17 protein-coding genes are annotated in these 20,391 nt (G+C 38.2%); 14 read left to right on the plus strand and 3 right to left on the minus strand.

Annotation, left to right across the window (positions count from 1 at the left end; all coding sequences use genetic code 11):
- Positions 1-766 precede the first annotated feature (766 nt).
- The 7 genes from QFZ73_RS25025 to QFZ73_RS25055 all read left to right on the plus strand — a co-directional run bounded on the left by QFZ73_RS25025 (position 767) and on the right by QFZ73_RS25055 (position 9,318).
- Positions 767-2,734 (plus strand): transporter substrate-binding domain-containing protein, encoded by a 1,968-nt coding sequence (locus QFZ73_RS25025; protein WP_307272013.1) that lies wholly within the window; start codon positions 767-769, stop codon positions 2,732-2,734.
- Positions 2,735-2,758: 24 nt separating this feature from the next.
- Entirely contained in the window at positions 2,759-4,135 is a 1,377-nt protein-coding gene (locus QFZ73_RS25030; RefSeq protein WP_307272015.1) for a sigma-54-dependent transcriptional regulator, read from the plus strand.
- Between the two features lie 161 nt (positions 4,136-4,296).
- Positions 4,297-5,304 carry a TAXI family TRAP transporter solute-binding subunit gene (locus QFZ73_RS25035; RefSeq protein ID WP_307272018.1) on the plus strand — a complete coding sequence of 336 codons (1,008 nt, stop codon included), beginning with the start codon at positions 4,297-4,299 and terminating at the stop codon, positions 5,302-5,304.
- Between the two features lie 19 nt (positions 5,305-5,323).
- Positions 5,324-6,424 carry an ABC transporter substrate-binding protein gene (locus tag QFZ73_RS25040; RefSeq protein WP_307272022.1) on the plus strand — a complete coding sequence of 367 codons (1,101 nt, stop codon included), beginning with the start codon at positions 5,324-5,326 and terminating at the stop codon, positions 6,422-6,424.
- A gap of 19 nt (positions 6,425-6,443) precedes the next feature.
- Positions 6,444-7,604, plus strand: coding sequence for an ABC transporter ATP-binding protein (locus QFZ73_RS25045; protein WP_307272025.1), 1,161 nt, complete (start codon positions 6,444-6,446; stop codon positions 7,602-7,604).
- Positions 7,568-8,512, plus strand: a complete 945-nt coding sequence (locus QFZ73_RS25050) for an ABC transporter permease (RefSeq protein WP_251434771.1) — start codon at positions 7,568-7,570, stop codon at positions 8,510-8,512. The genes QFZ73_RS25045 and QFZ73_RS25050 overlap by 37 nt, the downstream gene beginning before the upstream one ends.
- Entirely contained in the window at positions 8,512-9,318 is an 807-nt protein-coding gene (locus QFZ73_RS25055; RefSeq protein ID WP_094246734.1) for an ABC transporter permease, read from the plus strand. Before QFZ73_RS25050 ends, QFZ73_RS25055 begins: the two co-directional genes overlap by 1 nt.
- Positions 9,319-9,372: 54 nt before the next feature.
- Here QFZ73_RS25055 and QFZ73_RS25060 read toward each other — a convergent pair whose 3' ends face one another.
- Positions 9,373-10,014, minus strand: coding sequence for a hypothetical protein (locus tag QFZ73_RS25060; RefSeq protein ID WP_251434768.1), 642 nt, complete (start codon positions 10,012-10,014; stop codon positions 9,373-9,375).
- Positions 10,015-10,124: 110 nt separating this feature from the next.
- Between QFZ73_RS25060 and QFZ73_RS25065 the strand changes: the two genes are divergently transcribed.
- Together QFZ73_RS25065 and QFZ73_RS25070 are read left to right on the plus strand one after the other, a co-directional pair.
- Positions 10,125-11,531: an FAD-binding oxidoreductase gene (locus QFZ73_RS25065; RefSeq protein WP_307272032.1), complete on the plus strand. Its 1,407-nt coding sequence runs from the start codon at positions 10,125-10,127 to the stop codon at positions 11,529-11,531.
- Positions 11,528-12,859: a (Fe-S)-binding protein gene (locus QFZ73_RS25070; RefSeq protein ID WP_307272035.1), complete on the plus strand. Its 1,332-nt coding sequence runs from the start codon at positions 11,528-11,530 to the stop codon at positions 12,857-12,859. The genes QFZ73_RS25065 and QFZ73_RS25070 overlap by 4 nt, the downstream gene beginning before the upstream one ends.
- A 353-nt stretch (positions 12,860-13,212) precedes the next feature.
- On the opposite strand, the gene QFZ73_RS25075 is transcribed toward QFZ73_RS25070, so the two are convergent.
- Positions 13,213-13,842 carry a homoserine/threonine efflux transporter gene (locus QFZ73_RS25075; protein WP_251434759.1) on the minus strand — a complete coding sequence of 210 codons (630 nt, stop codon included), beginning with the start codon at positions 13,840-13,842 and terminating at the stop codon, positions 13,213-13,215.
- Between the two features lie 139 nt (positions 13,843-13,981).
- On the opposite strand from QFZ73_RS25075, the gene QFZ73_RS25080 reads away from it, so the two are divergent.
- From QFZ73_RS25080 to QFZ73_RS25100, 5 genes are all read left to right on the plus strand, one after another.
- Entirely contained in the window at positions 13,982-14,809 is an 828-nt protein-coding gene (locus QFZ73_RS25080; RefSeq protein WP_307272039.1) for a TrmB family transcriptional regulator, read from the plus strand.
- Between the two features lie 319 nt (positions 14,810-15,128).
- Positions 15,129-15,584, plus strand: coding sequence for a HEAT repeat domain-containing protein (locus tag QFZ73_RS25085; protein WP_251434752.1), 456 nt, complete (start codon positions 15,129-15,131; stop codon positions 15,582-15,584).
- 200 nt (positions 15,585-15,784) lie between these two features.
- Complete coding sequence (locus tag QFZ73_RS25090) at positions 15,785-16,597, plus strand: class I SAM-dependent methyltransferase (protein WP_307272047.1); 813 nt, start codon at positions 15,785-15,787, stop codon at positions 16,595-16,597.
- A gap of 676 nt (positions 16,598-17,273) precedes the next feature.
- Positions 17,274-17,969: a GntR family transcriptional regulator gene (locus QFZ73_RS25095; protein WP_307272049.1), complete on the plus strand. Its 696-nt coding sequence runs from the start codon at positions 17,274-17,276 to the stop codon at positions 17,967-17,969.
- The gene (locus QFZ73_RS25100) at positions 17,962-18,879 is read left to right on the plus strand and encodes a DMT family transporter (protein WP_307272051.1); all 918 of its coding nucleotides are present in this window, start codon (positions 17,962-17,964) and stop codon (positions 18,877-18,879) included. Before QFZ73_RS25095 ends, QFZ73_RS25100 begins: the two co-directional genes overlap by 8 nt.
- Before the next feature lie 194 nt (positions 18,880-19,073).
- Here the strand turns inward: QFZ73_RS25100 and QFZ73_RS25105 are convergent, their stop codons facing one another.
- The gene (locus tag QFZ73_RS25105) at positions 19,074-20,135 is read right to left on the minus strand and encodes a two-component system sensor histidine kinase NtrB (protein ID WP_373458971.1); all 1,062 of its coding nucleotides are present in this window, start codon (positions 20,133-20,135) and stop codon (positions 19,074-19,076) included.
- Positions 20,136-20,391 lie beyond the last annotated feature (256 nt).

A 20,391-nucleotide genomic window follows, 5' to 3' on the forward strand; every position in this document is an offset into this window, starting at 1 on the left:
TTTTTTGAAATTTCGATTTAGGAAAATGGCGGACAAATTTAAATGCGGCCACTCCCCACTCTGCTTATCATCTTGGAGCGTTACGGCAAATGTTAAAAAGTCTCGAAATTGAAAAAAATTTTTACATATTGAAGGTTTGAATGATTGGAACGTAGGGCACTCGCTTTTCTGCGGACGGAGACTCTCGGCGCCTATGGGTTCTCCCTTGGACACGCTTTTCCCGCAGGAGTCTCGTACTTTCCGTTCAAAATAACTGTATTTTTTTTAAATAACTAAAGGCAAACTGACTTTTCTTTAAATTTGTCAATATCAGGAGGTTCCGAATGGTCTAATTTCAAACTTTATGATTTAAAAGAAGACTTGTTTATCCTTCTGTTTTTTACTTTTTTAGAATGAAACCCTCATTAGATTGAAGAAATATGCGACACTCCTGCCGAATAACTGGCTAGCCAAGACCCCACAGACGCTTGCGTCAAGGAAGCTCGCAGAAAGTCGGAGGAAAGGGAGCGGATTTCTGAAATCAACTGGCTCTTCTTCTACTTTAATTTTGCTAAACACCTTAGCTAGGTTAGGACAGGTTATGCATTCAGCAACACACAGCTTTTTGTAGGTTATTGTTAGAATGTGTCAGATTATACTAAGAATTCTTTACAATTTAAAGGGTTCAAGTCCTAATTGGAGAAGTATATAAACATGATGTTTTTAGCCGAGGATTACTGACTGCAAGGATTTTGACGTAGAAGGAGGGCTCTAAATTAAAAAGCAATTGTTTAAACTAAGTATAATTTGCTTTATAATCTTTGTTCAAACGTTTTGGTCTCCCGCTGTTTTTGCTGAACAAAAAACATTTATTATTGCTGGAGAAAGAGCTCTTCCTCCATTTTCATTTGAAAATGAAGCTGGTGAGCTGACAGGGATCAATATTGATTTAATGGAGGAAATAGCAAAATATAATGGCGTAGATTTCAAATATATTCCGATGAGAATGGAAGAAGCCGAAAAAGCCTTAAGTAATGGAACAATTGATGCTATTGTTGGAAGTACCTATAATACCGAAAAAGATAACCAACTTGATTTCACTCAATCCTATTTTACAATGTCACAATCAATAATCATTCCTAGTAAAAGGAAAAAGGATATTCATACGTTAACGGATCTACGTGATTCACATGTTGTCCTTGACCATAACACTCCAGTAATCAGTACATTTCTCAATATGAGGAATACAAATTTAACTACCGTTTCGAATCAATACTCAGGTATATTAACATTATTGAACAACCGTGCAGATGTATTCATCGGAAACAAATGGACTGCAGATTTCTATTTGAAAAAGTTCCGACAAGAAAAGAATTACATCATTCTCGATGAAGTCATTGAACCTGCAGATTATACGATTGCAGTGAAAAAAGGGAATCAATCGCTTCTTTTCATGATGGACAATACACTCACAGAACTTAAAGCAAACCGAAATATCAATGGGATAATCGATAAATGGGTCATGCCACAATCCAATCAAAAAATTGCTAGGCTGGAGCAATTCATATTATGGTTGATCATAACCTTAACTGCCGTGGCCCTTATCCTTCTAATCATTTACATATGGAATCAAAGGCTAAAAAAATCCGTTCATAACCAGACGTTGAAATTGCATTTATTAAATAAGGATTTGGAGAAACAACGGCAAAACATAGCTAATGCTGAAGCGTTCAAAGATCAAATCTTAAACAATATCAATAATGGCATCATAACATTCGATCTCGATTTCATGATTACCAGCTGCAACGCAAAGGCATCGGATATTCTCAACATTTCCAAGGAAATGATTCTGAATCTTATGAATCATTCGCAATTAATGAAGAATTTCGAAGCTATACAACAAGAACAAAATGAGAATAATCGTACGGGTTCTTTTCGGATCTCGGTTTTTAATGAGGAAAATGAACAAAAGGTAATTTCATATTCGATGCATAAGATGTTCAATTCTGAAGATATACAAACCGGATACTTACTTTCAATGAATGATGAGACGGAAAAGAAAACATTGGAGAAAAAATTGGTCACACAAGAAAAACTGCACGCTCTTGGTCAACTAGTTGCAGGTGTCGCACATGAAATCAGGAATCCTTTGACATCGATTAAAACATTCATTGATTTACTTCCGAGTAAATATGATAATCCTCAATTCCGACAAGTTCTAATGGAACACTTGCCTACTGAAGTAACCCGTTTGAATGCGATTGTTACCGATTTAATTGAATATGCGCGTCCACGTCCGCCAAATATTACAAATTGCCACGCTAATGAACTTATATCATTACTTGCTTTTCATAAGGTGACAATGGAAAAAAACCAAATAAATTTCGTGCAGACGATTGAGGAGAACCTTATTTTTTATATAGATTTACAACAAATTCAACAGGTACTTCTTAACTTGGTGTTGAATTCGATTCATGCCGTTGAAGAAACAAAGGAAAAGACCATTAAAATCACCATTGATAAAGAAAACGAAAAGACAGGGCGTATTACCATATCCGATACGGGAAAAGGGATGAAACAGGAGGAACTGAACCATATTTTCGAGCCTTTTTTCACAAATAAAGAAAAGGGCGTCGGTTTGGGACTTACGTTATCGTATAGGCTAATTAAAGAAAATAACGGAGATATCCATGTGAAAAGTTATCCTAATTCAGGAACGAAATTCACCATTTTACTACCTTTATATATCGAATAGAAGCCTGGAAAGAGGAGGAGTAATATGAAAATGCATGTATTGGTGATTGATGATGAACCTGCTATTTGCACCGCTCTTAGCTTTGCATTGGAAGATTCTTATCAAGTCGTGACAACTACTGACCCGGATGAGGGTCTTAGAAAGATCGACAATCAGCCTTTTGATATTGTGTTACTTGATTTGAGAATAGGAAATAAAAGTGGACTTGAAGTCCTACAGAAAATCAAACAAATAGCACCTAACGTAACAGTCATCATGATGACTGCCTATTCATCCATTGAAACTTCCATCGAGGCCATAAAAAAAGGGGCCTACTACTATATTGAAAAGCCCATTAATATAGAAGAACTTTCTTTGCTCTTGATGAGGGCAGCCGAATTCAAACAAATGTCCAATCAATTGGAGACATTACATGAAGAATTAGAAATTCAAAAGGGATTTGGTAACTTCCTTGGTAACAGCAAGGCGATGCAGCGTATTTTCTCAATGATCGAAAGAGTGAAAGATATTGATTCCAGTGTTCTTATCACGGGTGAAAGTGGTACTGGCAAAGAGCTTGTAGCCCGAAACATCCATACGCTAGGAAGAAGGAAAAACAATCCAATGCAGATTGTCAATTGTGCAGCAATTCCTGAGATGCTGCTGGAATCTGAATTGTTCGGTTATGAGAAGGGAGCATTTTCCGGAGCAACACAGAAGAAGGATGGGAAATTCGTTGCTGCTAATGGAGGTATCCTTTTTCTGGATGAGATTAGTGAAATGCCCCTTCCTCTTCAAGCCAAATTATTACGAGTATTGCAGGAACGGGAAGTGACGCCTCTGGGATCCAATACAAAGATCTCATTGGATGTCCGTATTATAAGTGCTGCCAATAAAAACCTGGAACAAATGGTGATGGAAAGGGAATTTAGGGAGGATTTGTATTTCAGGCTAAATGTCATTCCCATCTCGATGCCGCCTTTAAGAGATAGAAAAGAAGATTTACCGATTCTTATGGATTATTTTATAAAAAAGCACGCTAAGGATATGAATCGTGAAGAAAAGATGTTCTCGGCAACCGCCCGTCGGATATTACTGGATTATCATTACCCTGGGAATGTCCGTGAGCTTGGTAACATTATAGAATATGCTGTTGCCCTATCAAATTCGAAAAGAATGGAAGAAACCGACTTGCCGCAATATGTTCAAGAACAGAAGTTCATTCTCCAGCCGGATGGCAATGACGACGATTTTAACAGTTTCAGGATTCCCATTGGCATTTCCATGAAAGAGATAGAAGAAAAAGTCATAACGGCGACTCTTCAATACTGTAAAAACCATCGGCAAAAAACAGCTCAAATCCTAAAAATTTCTGAAAGAAGCCTTCGTGATAAAATCAAGCTCATTTCAAAAGGAGAATAATAGCTTATTGTGTTAATCGGCATTTTTTTCTGGATAACCGGAAAAAATTGCCGGTTTATACTTGTATTACACCCAAGAAATCGGCAGGATTTGCGTTTTATAGCAGAAAATCGACTTGGCATGGTATTTGCATCTAAACTTATTGAGAAAGGAGGGCCACGATGAAGAATGAAGCACTCTTTATAAAAGTAGCTTTGTTATTTTGTTTTATGACAGGATGTTCTTTTATGAATGAGCAGCAGGAAATATCTAAACCTGCTACCACCTTGATTCAGAGGCAATTAACTTCTGGAGGACAGGATTTAAATAATAGGATGCTAATCATTGGAACCGGAGATATGACAGGTGTTTATTTTTCATTAGGACAAAGATTATCAAATATGTATGAAAAATATAATGGAGCTGTGTCAGGTACACAGGTAACCCAAGCTTCCATCGAAAATACTGAATTGGTTAGCCGCCATCGGGCAGAAATTGGTTTTACCACAGTGGATGTACTGGATTTGCCTGAAACGGATAAATCCAAGTTAAGAGCTTTAACGGCCCTATATTCCAATTATGTTCAAATTGTTACCACTAAACAAAATGATATCCATTCCTTAGAAGATTTAGTTGGTAAACGCATTAGTGTGGGAACGGTAGGAAGCGGTACAAGGCTTATTGCGGAGCGGATACTGTTAGAATCTGATTTACCGACTGATCAATTGAATTTATCCTATCTTTCTTTTTCTCAATCTGCAGAAGCATTACAAAATGGTACCATTGATGCAGCTTTCTTTTCTTCGGGAATCCCGAATAATGAAATCGCTTTCATATCCAAACAGACGGAACTAACTTTCATTCCCATACCGGGAGACATCATTGAACGCCTTCAAAAACAATATGGAGTTTATACTCATAATGAAATTCCCAGAGATACATACAGGGGGATGAAAAAAAATGTCCAAACGATTTCAATTAAAAATGTCCTGGTAACCTACAAGGAAATGTCTGACCCTCATGCTTACAATCTTGTGAAAACATTATATGAACATCTGCCTGAACTGCAGCATACACATCCGGCTGCTTCTGATATTTCAATAAATGAAGCAACTAAACAAGTTCCCCTTGATTTTCATCAAGGGGCCATGAATTATTTTAACGAACAAGGAATTATTGAAAATCAATGAAAAACGGGAGGTAATGACTATGAAAAAACTGATGAGTCTTTTATCAATAATAGTATTGATCGCTCTTGCGGGGTGTGGTAATCCTACTCCGCAAAAGCCGGGGGAATCCGTACAAACGAGTGCAGGTGAAAAAGGAGAGAAAAAAATAACGATAGCCGGTAATGGCGGAGTCATTGAAAGTGCCATCCGAGATGTGATCGCACCGAAGTTCAAAGAAGAAACTGGAATCACTGTTAATTATATTTCCGGTTTATCAGGTGAAATCCTTTCCAAAGTGGAATTACAGAAGAACGCTCCGCAAATAGATGTTGCCCTTTTTGTACCGGTTGATGTAATTCGCGCTAAGGAGAAGGAACTGATCGTACCAATTGATGAGTCCAATGTTCCCAATATGAAATCGGTTGATCCACGTTTCATTCCGGTTGAAAAGGCTGCCGCGCCAGCATTCGGCTTGGTCATTGCACCTGCATATAATACGGAAACCTTTAAAAAGAAAGGGTTAAAATCAATTGATTCATGGAATGATCTTGTCTCACCTGATTACGAGGGTAAAACGGCATTTTCAGATATTACGAATGACTGGGGTTTCAATACCCTTAATGGTCTGGCGATTTCAAACGGCGGCAGTACGGAAGACATGGAACCAGGTCTTAAAAAGGCAAAAGATCTTGCAGCGTATTCCAATACATTTTATAAAAACTCAACGCAAATGATGCCAGCGATCCAACAAGGAGCTGCTGATGTAACGGTCATGGGAAGTTATTCCATAGGTGAACTAGCCGTTTCAGGTATTCCCATTAAGATGGCCGTGCCTAAAGAAGGCGTGCCTCTTCAAGCTTTCAGCGCTGGTCTAGTAAAAAATACGCCTAATAGCAAAGAAGCCCTTGAATTCATCAACTATGTAGTCAGTGAAGAAGCGCAAGCATTAATTTCCGAAAAAGGATTTTATCCGACAGTAGAAGGCATGAAAATCCCAGAGAAATATGAAGAGTCAATCGGACTTAAAGCAAGTGATAAAACATTCAAACCTGATTTCGTCAAGTTTGCCGAGATCCGTGCCGAGGTGTCAGACAGATGGGCGAAAGAGGTTACTCCTGAATTAGGGAAAAAACTCAAATAATAAGGAGCGTGTTATTCACATGGAAGTATTAAAAAAAGATGTGGAAATTAATAGGCAGCACCTGGAGGCAGTTCAGGGACTTGGGTCAAATAAAAATGATGTAGAAATAAAAGGCGCGTATAAACAATTTGGTTCGAATGTTGTCCTGAATGGTATCGACCTGGAGGTGAAACAAGGAGAGTTACTCACTCTTCTTGGGCCTTCCGGGTGCGGAAAGTCAACCACCTTGAACCTCATTGCAGGGTTCCTCGATGCAGATCGGGGCGAGGTCCATATTAAAGGTAATAATGTTACGAAGGTTCCGCCTTATAAGCGAGATTTAGGAATGGTTTTTCAAACTTATTCTCTTTTTCCTCATATGACAGTCTATGAAAATCTCAGTTTTGGCTTGAAACTGCGCAAGGTCGGTAAAGCTGAGCAAAAAAAGAAGATAAGTAAAGCGCTTGAATTAGTTAAAATGTCAGGATTGGAGAATCGTTATCCAAGGGAATTATCAGGAGGTCAGCGTCAGCGTGTTGCGATTTCCAGGGCACTAGTAGTGGAACCGGAGCTCCTTTTGCTTGACGAACCGCTTTCAAACCTTGATGCAAAATTGCGCCATGAACTCAGGGCCGAGATAAAGCGTTTACAAAAGGAAATTGGCGTAACGACCATTTTTGTGACCCATGATCAAGAAGAAGCTCTTTCCATGTCTGATCGAGTCGTGGTCATGAATGCAGGGAAAATTGAACAAATAAGTACTCCTACTGAGATTTACAATCATCCCAAGACAGAATTCGTCTTTCAATTCATCGGTAAATCGAATTGTTTTGAAGGGAATGTCTCTGCTGTGGATAACCGGAAAGTTTCAGTCAAGATCGGTTCTGATATTACTCAAGTCGACGCAAGCAACATCATGGGAGATGATAGTGATTTGAAAACCGGGGATGAGGTGAAGATTTATATTAGACCAGAAAAACTGCAAATTGTTTCTGAAGATGAAAAATCTTCATCTTCATTGGATTTCCATCGTGCTAAGATTAGCCAAATTAACTATCTTGGTACCTCATGGGAAATCAATGTTCTATTACAGGGGAAAAGTATTCAAGTATTGACTTCCGCTTTCGATTCATCATGGCAAAATGGAAGTGAGGTGTTGATAGGATGGAGCCCATCAGAAGTTATGCTAGTCAAGAAGTAGAACAGGAAACGAATCCTATTGAGCCGCAAAAGGAACCTAAAATCAAGAAAAGGAAAGTCTGGGTGCCGGGATTACTCCTTTTAACGCCGATTCTACTTTTCATATTTGGTTTCTTCGTCATACCGATGTTATACATTTTATATTTAAGCTTCATATCAACGGATAATCTTGGGGGAGCGGATGCAGTTTATAGCCTAAAGAACTATACACAATTATTTTCCGATAACTATTACTTATCTTCTTTATGGCTGACAGTGAAAATCAGTTTATATTCGGTCTTGGTTGCTTTATTTCTTGGATATCCGGTAGCTTTAACGATGGCCAAAAGTTCAGCGCGGATCAGAGGGTATATCACTCTCTTGATTGTGTCACCGCTCTTGGTAAGTATAGTTGTCCGTAATTTTGGCTGGTACCTATTACTATTGCCTAACGGAACGATTAATCAAACCTTGATGGCCCTTGGAATAATAGATGCACCATTGAAACTATTGTTTTCGGAAATCGGAGTTGTAATTGGGCTATCCAATGCATATCTTCCTTTCATGATCTTATCCATCGTTGCCAGCTTATATAATATCGATCCTTCTCTGGATAAGGCAGGAGCAATACTTGGGGCAAGCCCATTCAGAAGATTCTTTTCCATTACATTGCCTCTAAGTATCCCTGGTATCGTATCTGGCTGCATTCTAGTATTCAGTTTGTCAATGAGTGCTTATGTTACACCTGCGCTAATGGGGGGAGCCAATGTACCCGTGATGCCAGTCGTCATCTATGATCAAATAAATAACCTGCTGCACTGGACTTTCGGATCTGCTCTTTCTTATATTCTATTAGCAACCACTGTCATATCAGTAGCCGTCTTTACCAGAGTGTTTGAAAAAGGGAAATTCAAGGAGGTATTCCGATGATGAAAACGTTTGGCGGCCTTCGGATTGCCGTTGCCGTGTTGGCCATTATCTATATCTTGATACCGCTCATTGTCGTTATTCCCGCTTCTTTTACAAGTGCCAATTATCCAAGTTTTCCGGCTGAAGGCTTCTCACTGCAATGGTATGCCAAGATCTTGGAACGTCCTGAATTTTTAGAAGCATTTTTGAACAGCGCAAAGTTCGCAGCATTAGCTGCCCTTTTCTCCGTCATATTCGGAACTTTGGGGGCCCTTGGCATCGCAAAGTATGATATACCGGGAAAATCGTATATTACGGCCCTTTTAACTTCTCCATTAAGTGTGCCGCAATTAGTCTTAGGGATTGCACTTTTAATGTACTTTACACCAATGATGCTTGCCGGTACGTCTACAGGATTTTTAATTGCCCATATCGTCATTTGCATACCATATGTTATGCGGCTCGTATTGACCGGTTTAAGTGGATTTGATTATAATCTCGAACGGGCCGCAGCCATACTAGGAGCGAATCCACTAACAGTATTCATGAAAGTGACACTGCCGCTAATTGGATCTGCGGCCATCTCAGGGGGATTATTCGCATTTTTGACATCATTTGATAATGTAACGGTCTCTCTCTTTATGGTATCACCGGAAATGAGAACGCTGCCGATCGAGATTTTCTCGCAAATGCAGGATGCCTACAATCCAATCGTTGCATCCGTGTCAAGCGTGGTTATCTTCATATCAGTCCTTCTAATCGTCATACTTGAAAAAATTCAAGGTGTCGGGAAAGTTTTTGGTGGTTCCCATCATACAAACGGTTAAAAACGATATAAATGATGTAAATATCAATCATGCTGCTAAGGACGGATTTTACATTCATCTAAACGTCCCATTCAAATGATCCAAACACCTTTTAGCAGCCAATAGTGGAGCCGTTAGGACGGGGACAGAAGGGTTAACCTGCTTTGCGATATGTTCCATACTATATTGTGAAAGCAAAATCACTTCTGTCTTTCCATCTAATTGTTCCACCATCTTTTTAACCCGATCGTCATGTTCCTTTCTTTTTCCTTGTGATAATAAATGGATGATCCCGGGATCCACCAATGACTCGATCATACAGTCCGGATTCTTATTTAATAAGTAATTTTGAAGGGCAATCGGTGTTTCTTTTACGGTAGAAACCAGGCCGATGCTAGTATAGCGAAGCGCTTCATCAAGCATGGCCTCATCTGAACGAAATAACTTTACAGGGTAAAGAGGTTGTAAAATTGCAGTGATGCCATTAAAGGCAGAGCAAGTAAGTTGGATGCATGAAACGTCAGAATCATAGGCTATATTCACTAATGCAGAAAAACGGCGAATGATTTCCGGAGTTAACTTTCCGTTCTTTTCCATCAAGGCGAGAAGACCCGTATCCATGAAATGAAGGAGTTCAATGTTCGGAGCAACAGTCTGAAAGGCTATTTCAATTGGTTTTAGTGCAGTTGTGGTTGCGTGAATCAGTGCGATTTTCAAAAAAAAACCTCCTTTTTTCTTCAATATTATATCTATCAGGGTCATAAAATACCATTATATTACACATACATTTCTTTGCCAATTTACTATTAAGAAAGGAAGTGAGAAGTATGGAGAAAGAAGCACTGGACGATCTTAGTCAGGTAATTCCAGGTGACAGAATGTTCCTTGATTTGTCAGAAAGGTATTGTTATAGCTATGACGCTTCTTTTGGGGAATATTTACCTGAAATCGTTATACAGCCAAAAAACGCGGAGGAAATCAGTGAAGTGGTTAAATTGGCTAATACTCACAAAATACCTGTTTACCCTAGAGGATCTGGAACTTCGCTAAGTGGCGGCCCTTTACCTGTTAAAGGGGGGATGGTTCTTGATATGACCCTTTTACGAGATAAATTGATCATTGATCGAGAAAATATGCTTGCCATTGTCTCTCCAGGTGTAATTACGGCAAATATCCATAAAAAGGCTGAAGAAGCCGGCTTGTTCTATCCGCCGGATCCAAGCAGTTCCAATGTTGCCACTATAGGAGGGAATCTATTAGAAAACTCCAGCGGGCCAAAGGGATTGAAATACGGAACGACAAAAGAATATGTGATAGGCCTGGAGGTGGTCACCCCGACGGGAGAAATCATTCGTACTGGCGGAAAGACCGTAAAAAATGTAACAGGGTATGATTTGACCCGATTGATCGTAGGATCGGAAGGTACCTTGGGCATCGTTACAGAAGCAATCATCCGCTTGATACCAAAACCTCTAGCTAAACAAACATTTGTCGCCCACTTCAATCATTTGATAGACTCTGGCCATGCCATTACCAGCATTTTATCGTCAGGAATTTTACCATCTGCCCTGGAATTGATGGATAATGCGTGCATCCGTGCAGTTGAAAGTTATCGGCCTTCAGGGTTGCCTCTTCAGGTAGAAGCCATTCTGATCATAGAAATAGATGGTCACCCATTGGCAATTGAGGAAGAAATCAATAAATGCGCCGATTTATGCAGGGCGGAGGGTGCTTCCTACGTCAAGATAGCGGAGACAGAGGAAGAACGCCAAACTATTTGGAGTGCGCGTAAATTGGTTTCCCCTGCCATTACACAAATGGGCCCTACGAAAATTTCTGAAGACGCGACCGTTCCACGCAGTCAAATACCGGCGATGATGGAGAGATTAAACAATATCCGGGAGAAATACGGTTTGAACTTGGTTGTATTCGGCCATGCAGGGGATGGGAATTTACATCCGAACATCATTACCGATAAACGAAATATTACGGAAATGAAAAAAGTGGAGCTTGCAGTCAGTGAAATTTTTGAAGCAGCAATCGAACTAGGCGGAACACTTTCCGGGGAACATGGTATCGGTACTTTAAAGTCACCATATATGGAAATGGAATTAGGAATAACCGGGGTGAATATGATGAAAAAAATTAAAGAAGCATGGGATCCCAATAATATCCTTAATCCTGGAAAGATTTTTCCTGATAAGGGCCAGACAAGGGTCGTGTTGGTTACATGAATCTACCCGTCAAACCTAACGAGACAAATACAGCAGTCCAAAATTTATATTCAGATGCCTATGATTGGACAAACCAATGCGTAAAATGCGGGTACTGTTTACCAGCATGTCCTACATATGAATCAATGGGTGTAGAATCCGCCTCACCACGCGGTCGCATCAATCTAGTGAAAATGGCAGCCGAAGGGAAAATAGATTTCCAAAAAGATTTAGCTGAACCGATCGACCTATGCTTGGGCTGCCGTGCTTGTGAAACCGCATGTCCTGTTGGTGTGCCATATGGACATATACTGGAAGCGGCAAAGGAAGCTGTTGAAAACTCCCCGTCAGCAAACTCAAAAAATAAAATGACCAAGATCAAAAAACTGGCATTGGTTCATCTTTTTCCATATCCAAAACGAATGAACAGGATTGGAAGTGCCGTACATCTCTATCAAAAAACAGGATTATCCAAACTTATCCGGACATCGAATGTACTGCAAAAGGTTTCCCCTGCCCTAGCACATTTAGAACAAGCACTTCCTGACATCGAATCGTCCAGCAAACGAATCCGGACAGGTACGATAATGCCGGCAAAAGGGGAAACGAAATTAAAAGTCGCATTTTTTGCTGGGTGTATCATGGATTCCATGATGTCACGAATAAACCGTCTTACCATTGAGCTGCTCACCATAGCGGGATGTGAGGTCATTCTCCCTGAAAATCAGAATTGCTGCGGTGCACTGCATTCCCATCAAGGCGAAACAAAACAAGCGAAAGCATTGGCAAAGAGGAATATCCAAGCCTTCATGCAAACGGATGCTGATGTAATTGTAAATAACGCAGGAGGCTGTGGCGCTTCCCTTATTGAATATGGACATCTATTGGCAGATGATCACGAATGGGCTGGGGCGGCAAGGGGTTTCTCGGAAAAATCAAAAGATATCAGTCAAATTCTTCATCAATTAGGACCGCTTCCCTTCACAGAAGAATGGCAAGGCATCGTTTCTTATCAAGATTCATGTCATTTACGCAATGTTCAAAAGGTCCAAAAGGAACCTCGTTTATTATTGCAATCCATACCAGGAGTTTCCTATGTGGAAATGGAAGGCTTTGACCGTTGCTGTGCATCTGGAGGCATTTACAATCTTCTCCACTTTGATGAATCCATGAAAATTCTTGATGAGAAAATGAAGAACCTAAAAGAAACGAAAGCAACAACCATAGTTACGGTTAACCCTGGATGCCAAATGCAAATGAGCATTGGCATCCAAAGGGAGGGAGCAGCAAACCAAATGAAAAGTATGCACCTTGTGGAAATACTTGCCAAAGCTTGCGGCTTGGATTGACAAAAAAGGATACTCCAAACTTCATAGGATATTACTCGTCAGTATTTTCTGTTCTTATGGGAAAATACTGACGTTTTATTTTTCATTTAATTAATGACGAATGTTAGGGAACTCAATCATTCTCCATTTATGATGAAGGAGGAAAAAGTCTTTGTAGTTCAATAATGCTGTGCCATATGTATGGATGAAAGATTGTTAACATTATTGACTAAAATGATTAAGGCAGCTTTTTTTTATGCAACTATCGGTGAAGGTCAGTAAACAAAATGTTAGTTGCACTTTAGATACTTATGAAAAAAACCGTTCAATTTTCTGAACGGGTAGAATCAAATTAGATGTGTTAGTAAATGGACTTAAATCCCTGTTTTTATGCCAAAACCTATTAAAATTAAGCCAGTTGATTTTTGGAATGCTTTCTGGAATTTGGAGTTGTTCATCCATTTTTTTGCGTAATCAATCAGATAAACAAGAAATAGAAACCACAATACAGCGAGTAAGGTTAAGATGAAGGCTAATATAATCAATTGCTGGTTTACATTTCCGTTCAAATTGATAAATTGCGGCATGATTGTTATATAAACTAAAACGGTCTTTGGATTAAGAATATTATTAAGTAATGCTTGCATAAAGGAATCTTTATTATGCCGATTTGAATACTTCGTAGGTGTATTTGCTTGTGCTTGAATTTCTTTTAAAGAAAAAACGCTTTTAGCAAAAAAACTTTTTATCCCTAAATAAATTAAGTAGGCGGCTCCCAAATATTTGATTGTACTGAAAAGAATCACAGACTTTGCAATGACAACAGATAGTCCAAGAATAGCAATAAGTGTCCAAAAGGAAAGTCCCGTTGCCATTCCGAGAACGGTATAACGTCCCGCTTTTGGACCATTGCTAAGCGTGTTTTTCACTAAGAGCATAGTATCTGCTCCTGGTATAATAACCATCATTGCAACTATTGATACGTATGTAAGTAAGCTATCCATACTAGTTCTCCCTTCTTTTTTATAGTGACTACTAAAGTAACTACTTATGTAAGTATATTAGATGAATATGGAAAAAGTCAACAGATTTTGCTAAAATATTAGTTACAAAGGTAGCAACTAAGGTTGTGTTGGAGGGTTTATGAAAGAAAACATTTTAGAAACATTAAAAAATCTAAATTTCACCGAATATGAAGCGAAAGCATATCTTACCTTATTGGAAGAATCTCCATTAACAGGCTATGCAGTAGCAAAAAATTCCGGTGTACCACGTTCAAGAATATATGAAATTCTGGACAGTCTCGCCATGCGAGGAGATATCCTGGTTAGTCCTGGAAACACACCACAGTATACTCCTGTTCCTGCAAAGGAGCTAATAAAAAACCGTCGGATGAAAGCAGAAGAGAATTTTGAACTGGCAGAAAAATCATTAGCCGAGTTTGAACGTTCGGCAAATGATCGAGAAAATATTTGGAATATCATGGGTCGCAATGAAATACTCGATAAGGTAAAAGCTTGTATCTTATCTGCTAAAAAAAGAATACTCTTAGAGATTTGGGAAGACGAATTCGAAGTATTAGAGTCTGAACTAAGACAGGCAGCAAATAGAGGGGTCAATGTAACAATTATTGCCTATGGGGAAATCGTCTGTGATTTTGCCAATGTTTACCTCCATTACATGGGTTATGAAATTACAGAAGAGTATGGTGGACGATGGCTTGTCATTAGTGGAGATGATTCAGAAGTGGTAGCAGGTATTGTCTCGCTTGGTAAAGATAGCCGTGCAGCATGGACCATGCATGTAGGTTTGGTAATGCCCATTACGGAAGTCATGATTCATGATTTGTATCTCATGGAAATCATGGAGAAACATAGAGAACTTTTAGAAGAGAGTTTTGGTGTAAACCTCGCCAACTTACGTAAAAAATTTTCCATCCATCCAGATTATAAAAAACATTACGTGGACTAGATTTATGCTATTATTGCATGTTTTTAACAACTCAATAAGAAAAGCATACTTCATATTCAACATTAAAAGGCATGAATCCAGGCAGATTTATGCCTTTTAATGTTGAAGTTACTTATTGGCTATAAGTACGAGTAAGTTTGTAGAAGCAAAGCATACCCGTCTGATTGAGAAGATACAGCAGATGATTAAGAAATTTAACTATATTAAAATATGGAAAAGGGTATAATAAGGAATGGAATAAACCATTCTTGGTAATGGGAATATTGTAGTATCGGATTAACATTTTGAATATCCGGATTACATAAAGACAGAAGGAGAAATGATTCATTTGAATAACAAAGAAACAAAAGGTATCGAGTTACCTGCCAACTATGAGGAATTAAAAAAATCTGCCAATCGTAAATCTAATTGGAGAGAACGTTTAGATGCGATCGAAGAATTAGGTCAGTCAAAAAATAAACAAGTAATCGACATTCTCACACATATCATGAATGATGATTCTGTATATAAAGTTCAAGAGGCCGCCTACCGTCAATTGAAAAGTTTAGGCGAAGATGTTCAATTGCCAGCAAGGAAAAAGGGCGAGTTGGTTAAAGGATTGACCAAAATCTTAGTCAGGATCAAGAAGAGTTTACCAGAAAATCACACATATACTGAATTCAAAGAGAAACTCCAGAAGATGAGAATGGATATATATGATACCTATGAGGGTGAAAAAGGAGCAGACTTTGATAAGTGGCTTGAAAATACGTGGTCTGCTATATCGAAAAGATAAAAGTTCAGCCATAAAAAAGAAAAAGGAGCAAAATTTTTGCTCCTTTTTCTTTTGTGTAAAACAAAAATTTTAGCTTTGGTATGCTAATATATTTATTAGAGGAAGTATTTGGCTGTTTGCTTCAATTTGAATCTAAGGATAGGGTGCAACTCCAAACCACGGTGAAGTCCGATAAATACATACGAATTCAGGGGGAAAAGATGACAGATTATATTGAACTTTGGAAACAGGCAATGGTTGATCATACAGGAAAAATTCCTAACAGGCTAAAAGATGATGCTGCTGAAGAAGCTTTTTGGTCTTCCAGGGTGGCAGAGAAAAAACAACATAAAGCGGATCCTTATGCAAAACTTGTACAGCAAGAATTACTGTCATTATTAAAACAGGATGATCATGTATTGGAAATCGGCCCTGGGTGGGGCAATTATACATTTGATATTGCAAACGGAGTCAGGAAGCTAACTTGTATAGATAGTTCCAAAAGCATCATCCAATTTTTAGAATCCCAAGCGAACGAAAAAGGTTTCGAAAACATGGAGTTGATTCATGATAAGTGGGAAAGTGATACCAAAAGGGACAAATATGATGTAGTATTTGGTTTTAATTGTTATTACCGCATGACAGAAATCGGTCAAACCTTATTAAAAATGAATGAGTCTGCAGCCCGTTTAGTGATAGTAGGTATGACAACCGGACCAGAAAAACCTCATTATATGGAATTAAAGCAACGAGGATATACGATCAATTTAAGAAAACGGGATTACATACACATCTTGAATGTTTTGTATCAACTTGGAATACTGGCGGACTGTAAGATCGTTAAATTAAAAAGTAAAAAAATCTATTCTACCTATGAAGAAATGATTCGCGATAATACAACAAAAATTCTCGATGAACATTTTTCCTATGATGAAGTAAAAACGATCCTTAATAAATATGTGGTGGAAAAAGAAGGAGTTTTCGAATACGAATATCCGTTTCATGCAGCTTTGATGTCTTGGAAACCGAGGTGAAATTAACTATTCCAGTACCTTTTTCTCTAATTCATCATCTTCATTTTGAGGTCCTTCAGGAAAAAGGTATTATTTCTGAAGGATATTCGCAAAATAATATTAACAAGGCTATAAAACAATGATGGAAACGGAGCGTGAATGATAAATGAAAGAAATATCAGAAAAAAGATTTTGTGAAACTTGTAAAAAAGAGACAGTTCATACAGTAACTGAAGATGCATTAGAAATAGAATATTCCTGTAATGAGTGCGGTCAGCACCAAGACATTTTCAAGACATTTTTTTAGAAACACCAAACCTCACTTGAAATGTTTAGTAAAGTGGAGAGGTATCCAATGGATGCGGGAAAACGATCCAACTTTTGTGGAGTTTCAGGAGTTATATACTACAAATACTGTAAGACTCAGTCTAGTGTACTAAGAATTTTAGAAAAACATACTATGGATATAAGAAAAATAGAACTTAATTTTACAGTGAATCGTTGTCAATCATTTGTCTAGAGGACTGATGGTAGAAGGATTTCTTCCAATGTTAATAGAAGGATTCTTTTTATTATATAAAATGTGCTTGATGTTTTATCAAAGGACTCAGATTTAAATCTTCTAACCTCTATTCCAACAGCTTGCAATATGTGATATATTGCATATTATATATTGGTATTTAAGGAGGTATAGCCATTGGTACATTCAAATTCATCACAAAAAATTAAACGTACTTCTGTACGTGAAGAAGCATACATGATTTTGCGGGATTGGATTGTCCAGGGAATCCTGACGCCTGGCCAACAATTACGTGACAAAGAATTAGCCGAACAATTGGGAGTAAGCAGAACCCCTATTAGAGAAGCACTTTTAAGGCTTGAGGATGAGGGATTTGTAGAGACCAGGCCGAGCCGTTCAACAATTGTTTCCCCTATACGATTCGAAGGAGTATTAAACATATATTCCATTGTTTGGACACTTGAAAAGTTGGCTATGGAACAGGCTTTTGATTTCATTGAAGAAAGACACTTAATTGAGATGGAAGCCATCAATCATGAAGTTAAAAAAGCAATCGACGAGGGAAATCAAGTGGAGGCCGTCCAGAAAGATAATGACTTTCATTCCATTTACATCAATCTTTCAACAAATGATGAATTGAAGCGGATTCTATCGGGACTCAAACAAAAACTTATACGAATGGAACTCTTTTATTTCAATCAGGTAAGTGATGTTCATCTTTCCGTTGATGAGCATGATCAGATCATACAGGCATTAAGGAATGGAAATCTCACAATGTTGCTTAAGGTAATAGAAAAGAATTGGAAAGAAAGTTACTTTAGAATTCAAGCCCATACGGAACGTGTAAAAAATGGGGAAGAAAAAAATGAGTAATGATACTTTAGTTGCTATATCACCTTCAAGAAATAAAGGGATTGCACTAGTACTGACTGGCGCTGCGTTATGGGGAGTATCAGGAACGGCAGCTCAATATCTATTTCAGCAGCAAGGTTTCAGTCCTGAGTGGCTCACTGTTGTACGCTTGTTGCTTTCTGGGATCATCTTATTGGGGATCGCTTATAAGAATGAAAGACTGAAAGTTTTTGAGATTTGGAAAACTAAAAAAGATGCGCTTCAAATTATCCTTTTTGCAATACTGGGAATGCTCGCTGTTCAATACACATATTTTGCAGCAATTGAACATGGAAACGCAGCCACTGCCACTGTCCTTCAATACTTGGCACCGGCCATGATCACTTGTTATTTAGCCATTCGTTCCAAACGTTTTCCAAGCATTACTGTTAGTGTAGCTGTAATCATAGCGATTTTAGGCACTTTTTTGCTTGTGACGGGAGGAAGCACACGTACACTTTCCATTTCAGGGTGGGCAGTATTTTGGGGAGTAACATCAGCCTTTGCATTGGCTTTCTATACATTGCAGCCTTATAAACTCCTTTCAAGGTGGGGTTCAATGATTGTTGTGGGATGGGGAATGTTGATTGGAGGAATATGCTTTAGCATGATCCATCCTCCATGGGCATTTGAAGGCAATTGGACGTTAGCTTCATTTTCAGCGGTTTTGTTCATCATCATTTTCGGTACGATCATTGCTTTTTATTTTTATTTGGAAAGTACAAAATTCATCTCTGCTTCAGAGGTAAGTTTATTTGCTTCGGTTGAGCCATTATCTGCAACCTTAATATCCGTTTTCTGGTTGAATGTAACATTCGGTTTTGCCGAGTGGCTCGGCACACTCTGCATTATAAGCACCATTACGATTTTATCAATCGTAAAAGACAAGTAATGTCAGTTGTAAACCAGGCAAAATAATGGAATCTCTGATGAAGTTATTTAATAACAAAAACAGACCCAAGAAATAACTTTAAAAGGCCGTGTCTTCTAATACCATTTTTAAAAATAATAAAAGCCGCCAATTGGCGGTTAATTTTTTGCTCTTTCTTTTACTGACAAACGTCATTGTCATTAAGGAAAACATTTTTATTTAACAGGAAGCTGAACATGAAAGGTAGTTCCTTTTCCAACTACACTTTGAACTGAGATATTTCCTCCATGTTTGTGTATCGTTGTATATACTTGAGTTAGACCTAAACCTGTTCCTTCATTTTTGGTGGAAAAGAACGGTGTTCCTAGCAGCTTTAATTTATCTTCAGATATTCCTACTCCTGTATCACTGACTTTTATATGAATCTGTCCATTTTTATAATAATGTTCAATTCTAATTTTCCCCTTGCCTTGAATTTCATCCATTGCCTCAATTGCATTCTTCAACAGGTTAAAAAAGGCTTTTAGAAATAAATTTCTCTTTCCAACAACTTTTCTCTCTGTATCACTTAGAGCCCATTCTATTTCCACCTTATAAAGTTTTTCTTGGAATAAAAACAAAATAGAAGCTAACTCCTTACATAAATCAATGGGAACAAAGGGTTCCTCATGTAAATCAGGTTTAGAAACGTGTAATAGATTTTGCAGAGCTTCTAATGCTTTTTCTAATTCAGCTTCTATCGTATCAAAATAAGGATGGGGCTGGGATTCTTTTAATAGCTGTAAAAATCCCTTTACAGATGTAAGTGGGTTTTTAACTTCATGAACAATCCCAGCAGCTATTTGACCGATTGATGCTAATTTAACTCTTTCTTTCAAAAGAATCTCTGCTCTTTCTGCTCTTTTGCGATCTGTAATGTTTCGAATAATGACTTGAGCCAAGACCATGTCTTTTAAATAAAAAGGGGCAGCTGTTACTTCAATATCGATGACTTCTCCATCGCCACAAATCATTTTTTGTTCTTCAAGTTCTACTATATCTTGTTTTTCAAGAACCCTATTTAACCGTTCTTTACAACCAGCATGGATTTCTGGTGGGATAAAAGCGTACAAGTTTTTATATAAAATGTCCTCAGGAGAAGCTAACTTAAGCAATTCCAAACAAGCTCTATTACAGTAAAGGATTTTTCCTTCTTCTTCCACAATCCAAATTGAATTCAGGGAGTATTCTATCAATTGGTGGAAGTCTATGTCATGTGATCCAATTTGCAATTCCAAGTAAATCACTCCGTTTTCTTATTTCCAATAGTATATCAGGAATCACCCTAAACTGGCTGTTTTTTTAATATTTTGTTGAATTAATTTGCTACATTCATTCTTGAACTGTAAATCATTCTTCAATCTTGAAGAAGGCAACACTGTGTTTTGTGCCGTTTGAGACACACCAGAAAATTGAAAACACAAGGTGGTTGGAAATATCATATAGAAACCACCGGGATTTATAATTACATAGGGAAGAGGGGACGAAAGTTAA

The sequence above is a fragment of the Peribacillus sp. V2I11 genome (assembly GCF_030817135.1).
Classification (GTDB): domain Bacteria; phylum Bacillota; class Bacilli; order Bacillales; family DSM-1321; genus Peribacillus; species Peribacillus simplex.

Excerpts from the sequence above, each read along its gene's own strand:
- QFZ73_RS25030 (WP_307272015.1), top strand. The coding sequence starts at position 2,759 with ATGAAAATGCATGTATTGGTGATTGATGATGAACCTGCTATTTGCACC.
- QFZ73_RS25035 (WP_307272018.1), top strand. The coding sequence starts at position 4,297 with ATGAAGAATGAAGCACTCTTTATAAAAGTAGCTTTGTTATTTTGTTTT.
- QFZ73_RS25040 (WP_307272022.1), top strand. The coding sequence starts at position 5,324 with ATGAAAAAACTGATGAGTCTTTTATCAATAATAGTATTGATCGCTCTT.
- QFZ73_RS25045 (WP_307272025.1), top strand. The coding sequence starts at position 6,444 with ATGGAAGTATTAAAAAAAGATGTGGAAATTAATAGGCAGCACCTGGAG.
- QFZ73_RS25050 (WP_251434771.1), top strand. The coding sequence starts at position 7,568 with ATGGAGCCCATCAGAAGTTATGCTAGTCAAGAAGTAGAACAGGAAACG.
- QFZ73_RS25055 (WP_094246734.1), top strand. The coding sequence starts at position 8,512 with ATGAAAACGTTTGGCGGCCTTCGGATTGCCGTTGCCGTGTTGGCCATT.
- QFZ73_RS25065 (WP_307272032.1), top strand. The coding sequence starts at position 10,125 with ATGGAGAAAGAAGCACTGGACGATCTTAGTCAGGTAATTCCAGGTGAC.
- QFZ73_RS25070 (WP_307272035.1), top strand. The coding sequence starts at position 11,528 with ATGAATCTACCCGTCAAACCTAACGAGACAAATACAGCAGTCCAAAAT.
- QFZ73_RS25075 (WP_251434759.1), bottom strand. The coding sequence starts at position 13,842 with ATGGATAGCTTACTTACATACGTATCAATAGTTGCAATGATGGTTATT.
- QFZ73_RS25080 (WP_307272039.1), top strand. The coding sequence starts at position 13,982 with ATGAAAGAAAACATTTTAGAAACATTAAAAAATCTAAATTTCACCGAA.
- QFZ73_RS25085 (WP_251434752.1), top strand. The coding sequence starts at position 15,129 with ATGATTCATTTGAATAACAAAGAAACAAAAGGTATCGAGTTACCTGCC.
- QFZ73_RS25090 (WP_307272047.1), top strand. The coding sequence starts at position 15,785 with ATGACAGATTATATTGAACTTTGGAAACAGGCAATGGTTGATCATACA.
- QFZ73_RS25100 (WP_307272051.1), top strand. The coding sequence starts at position 17,962 with ATGAGTAATGATACTTTAGTTGCTATATCACCTTCAAGAAATAAAGGG.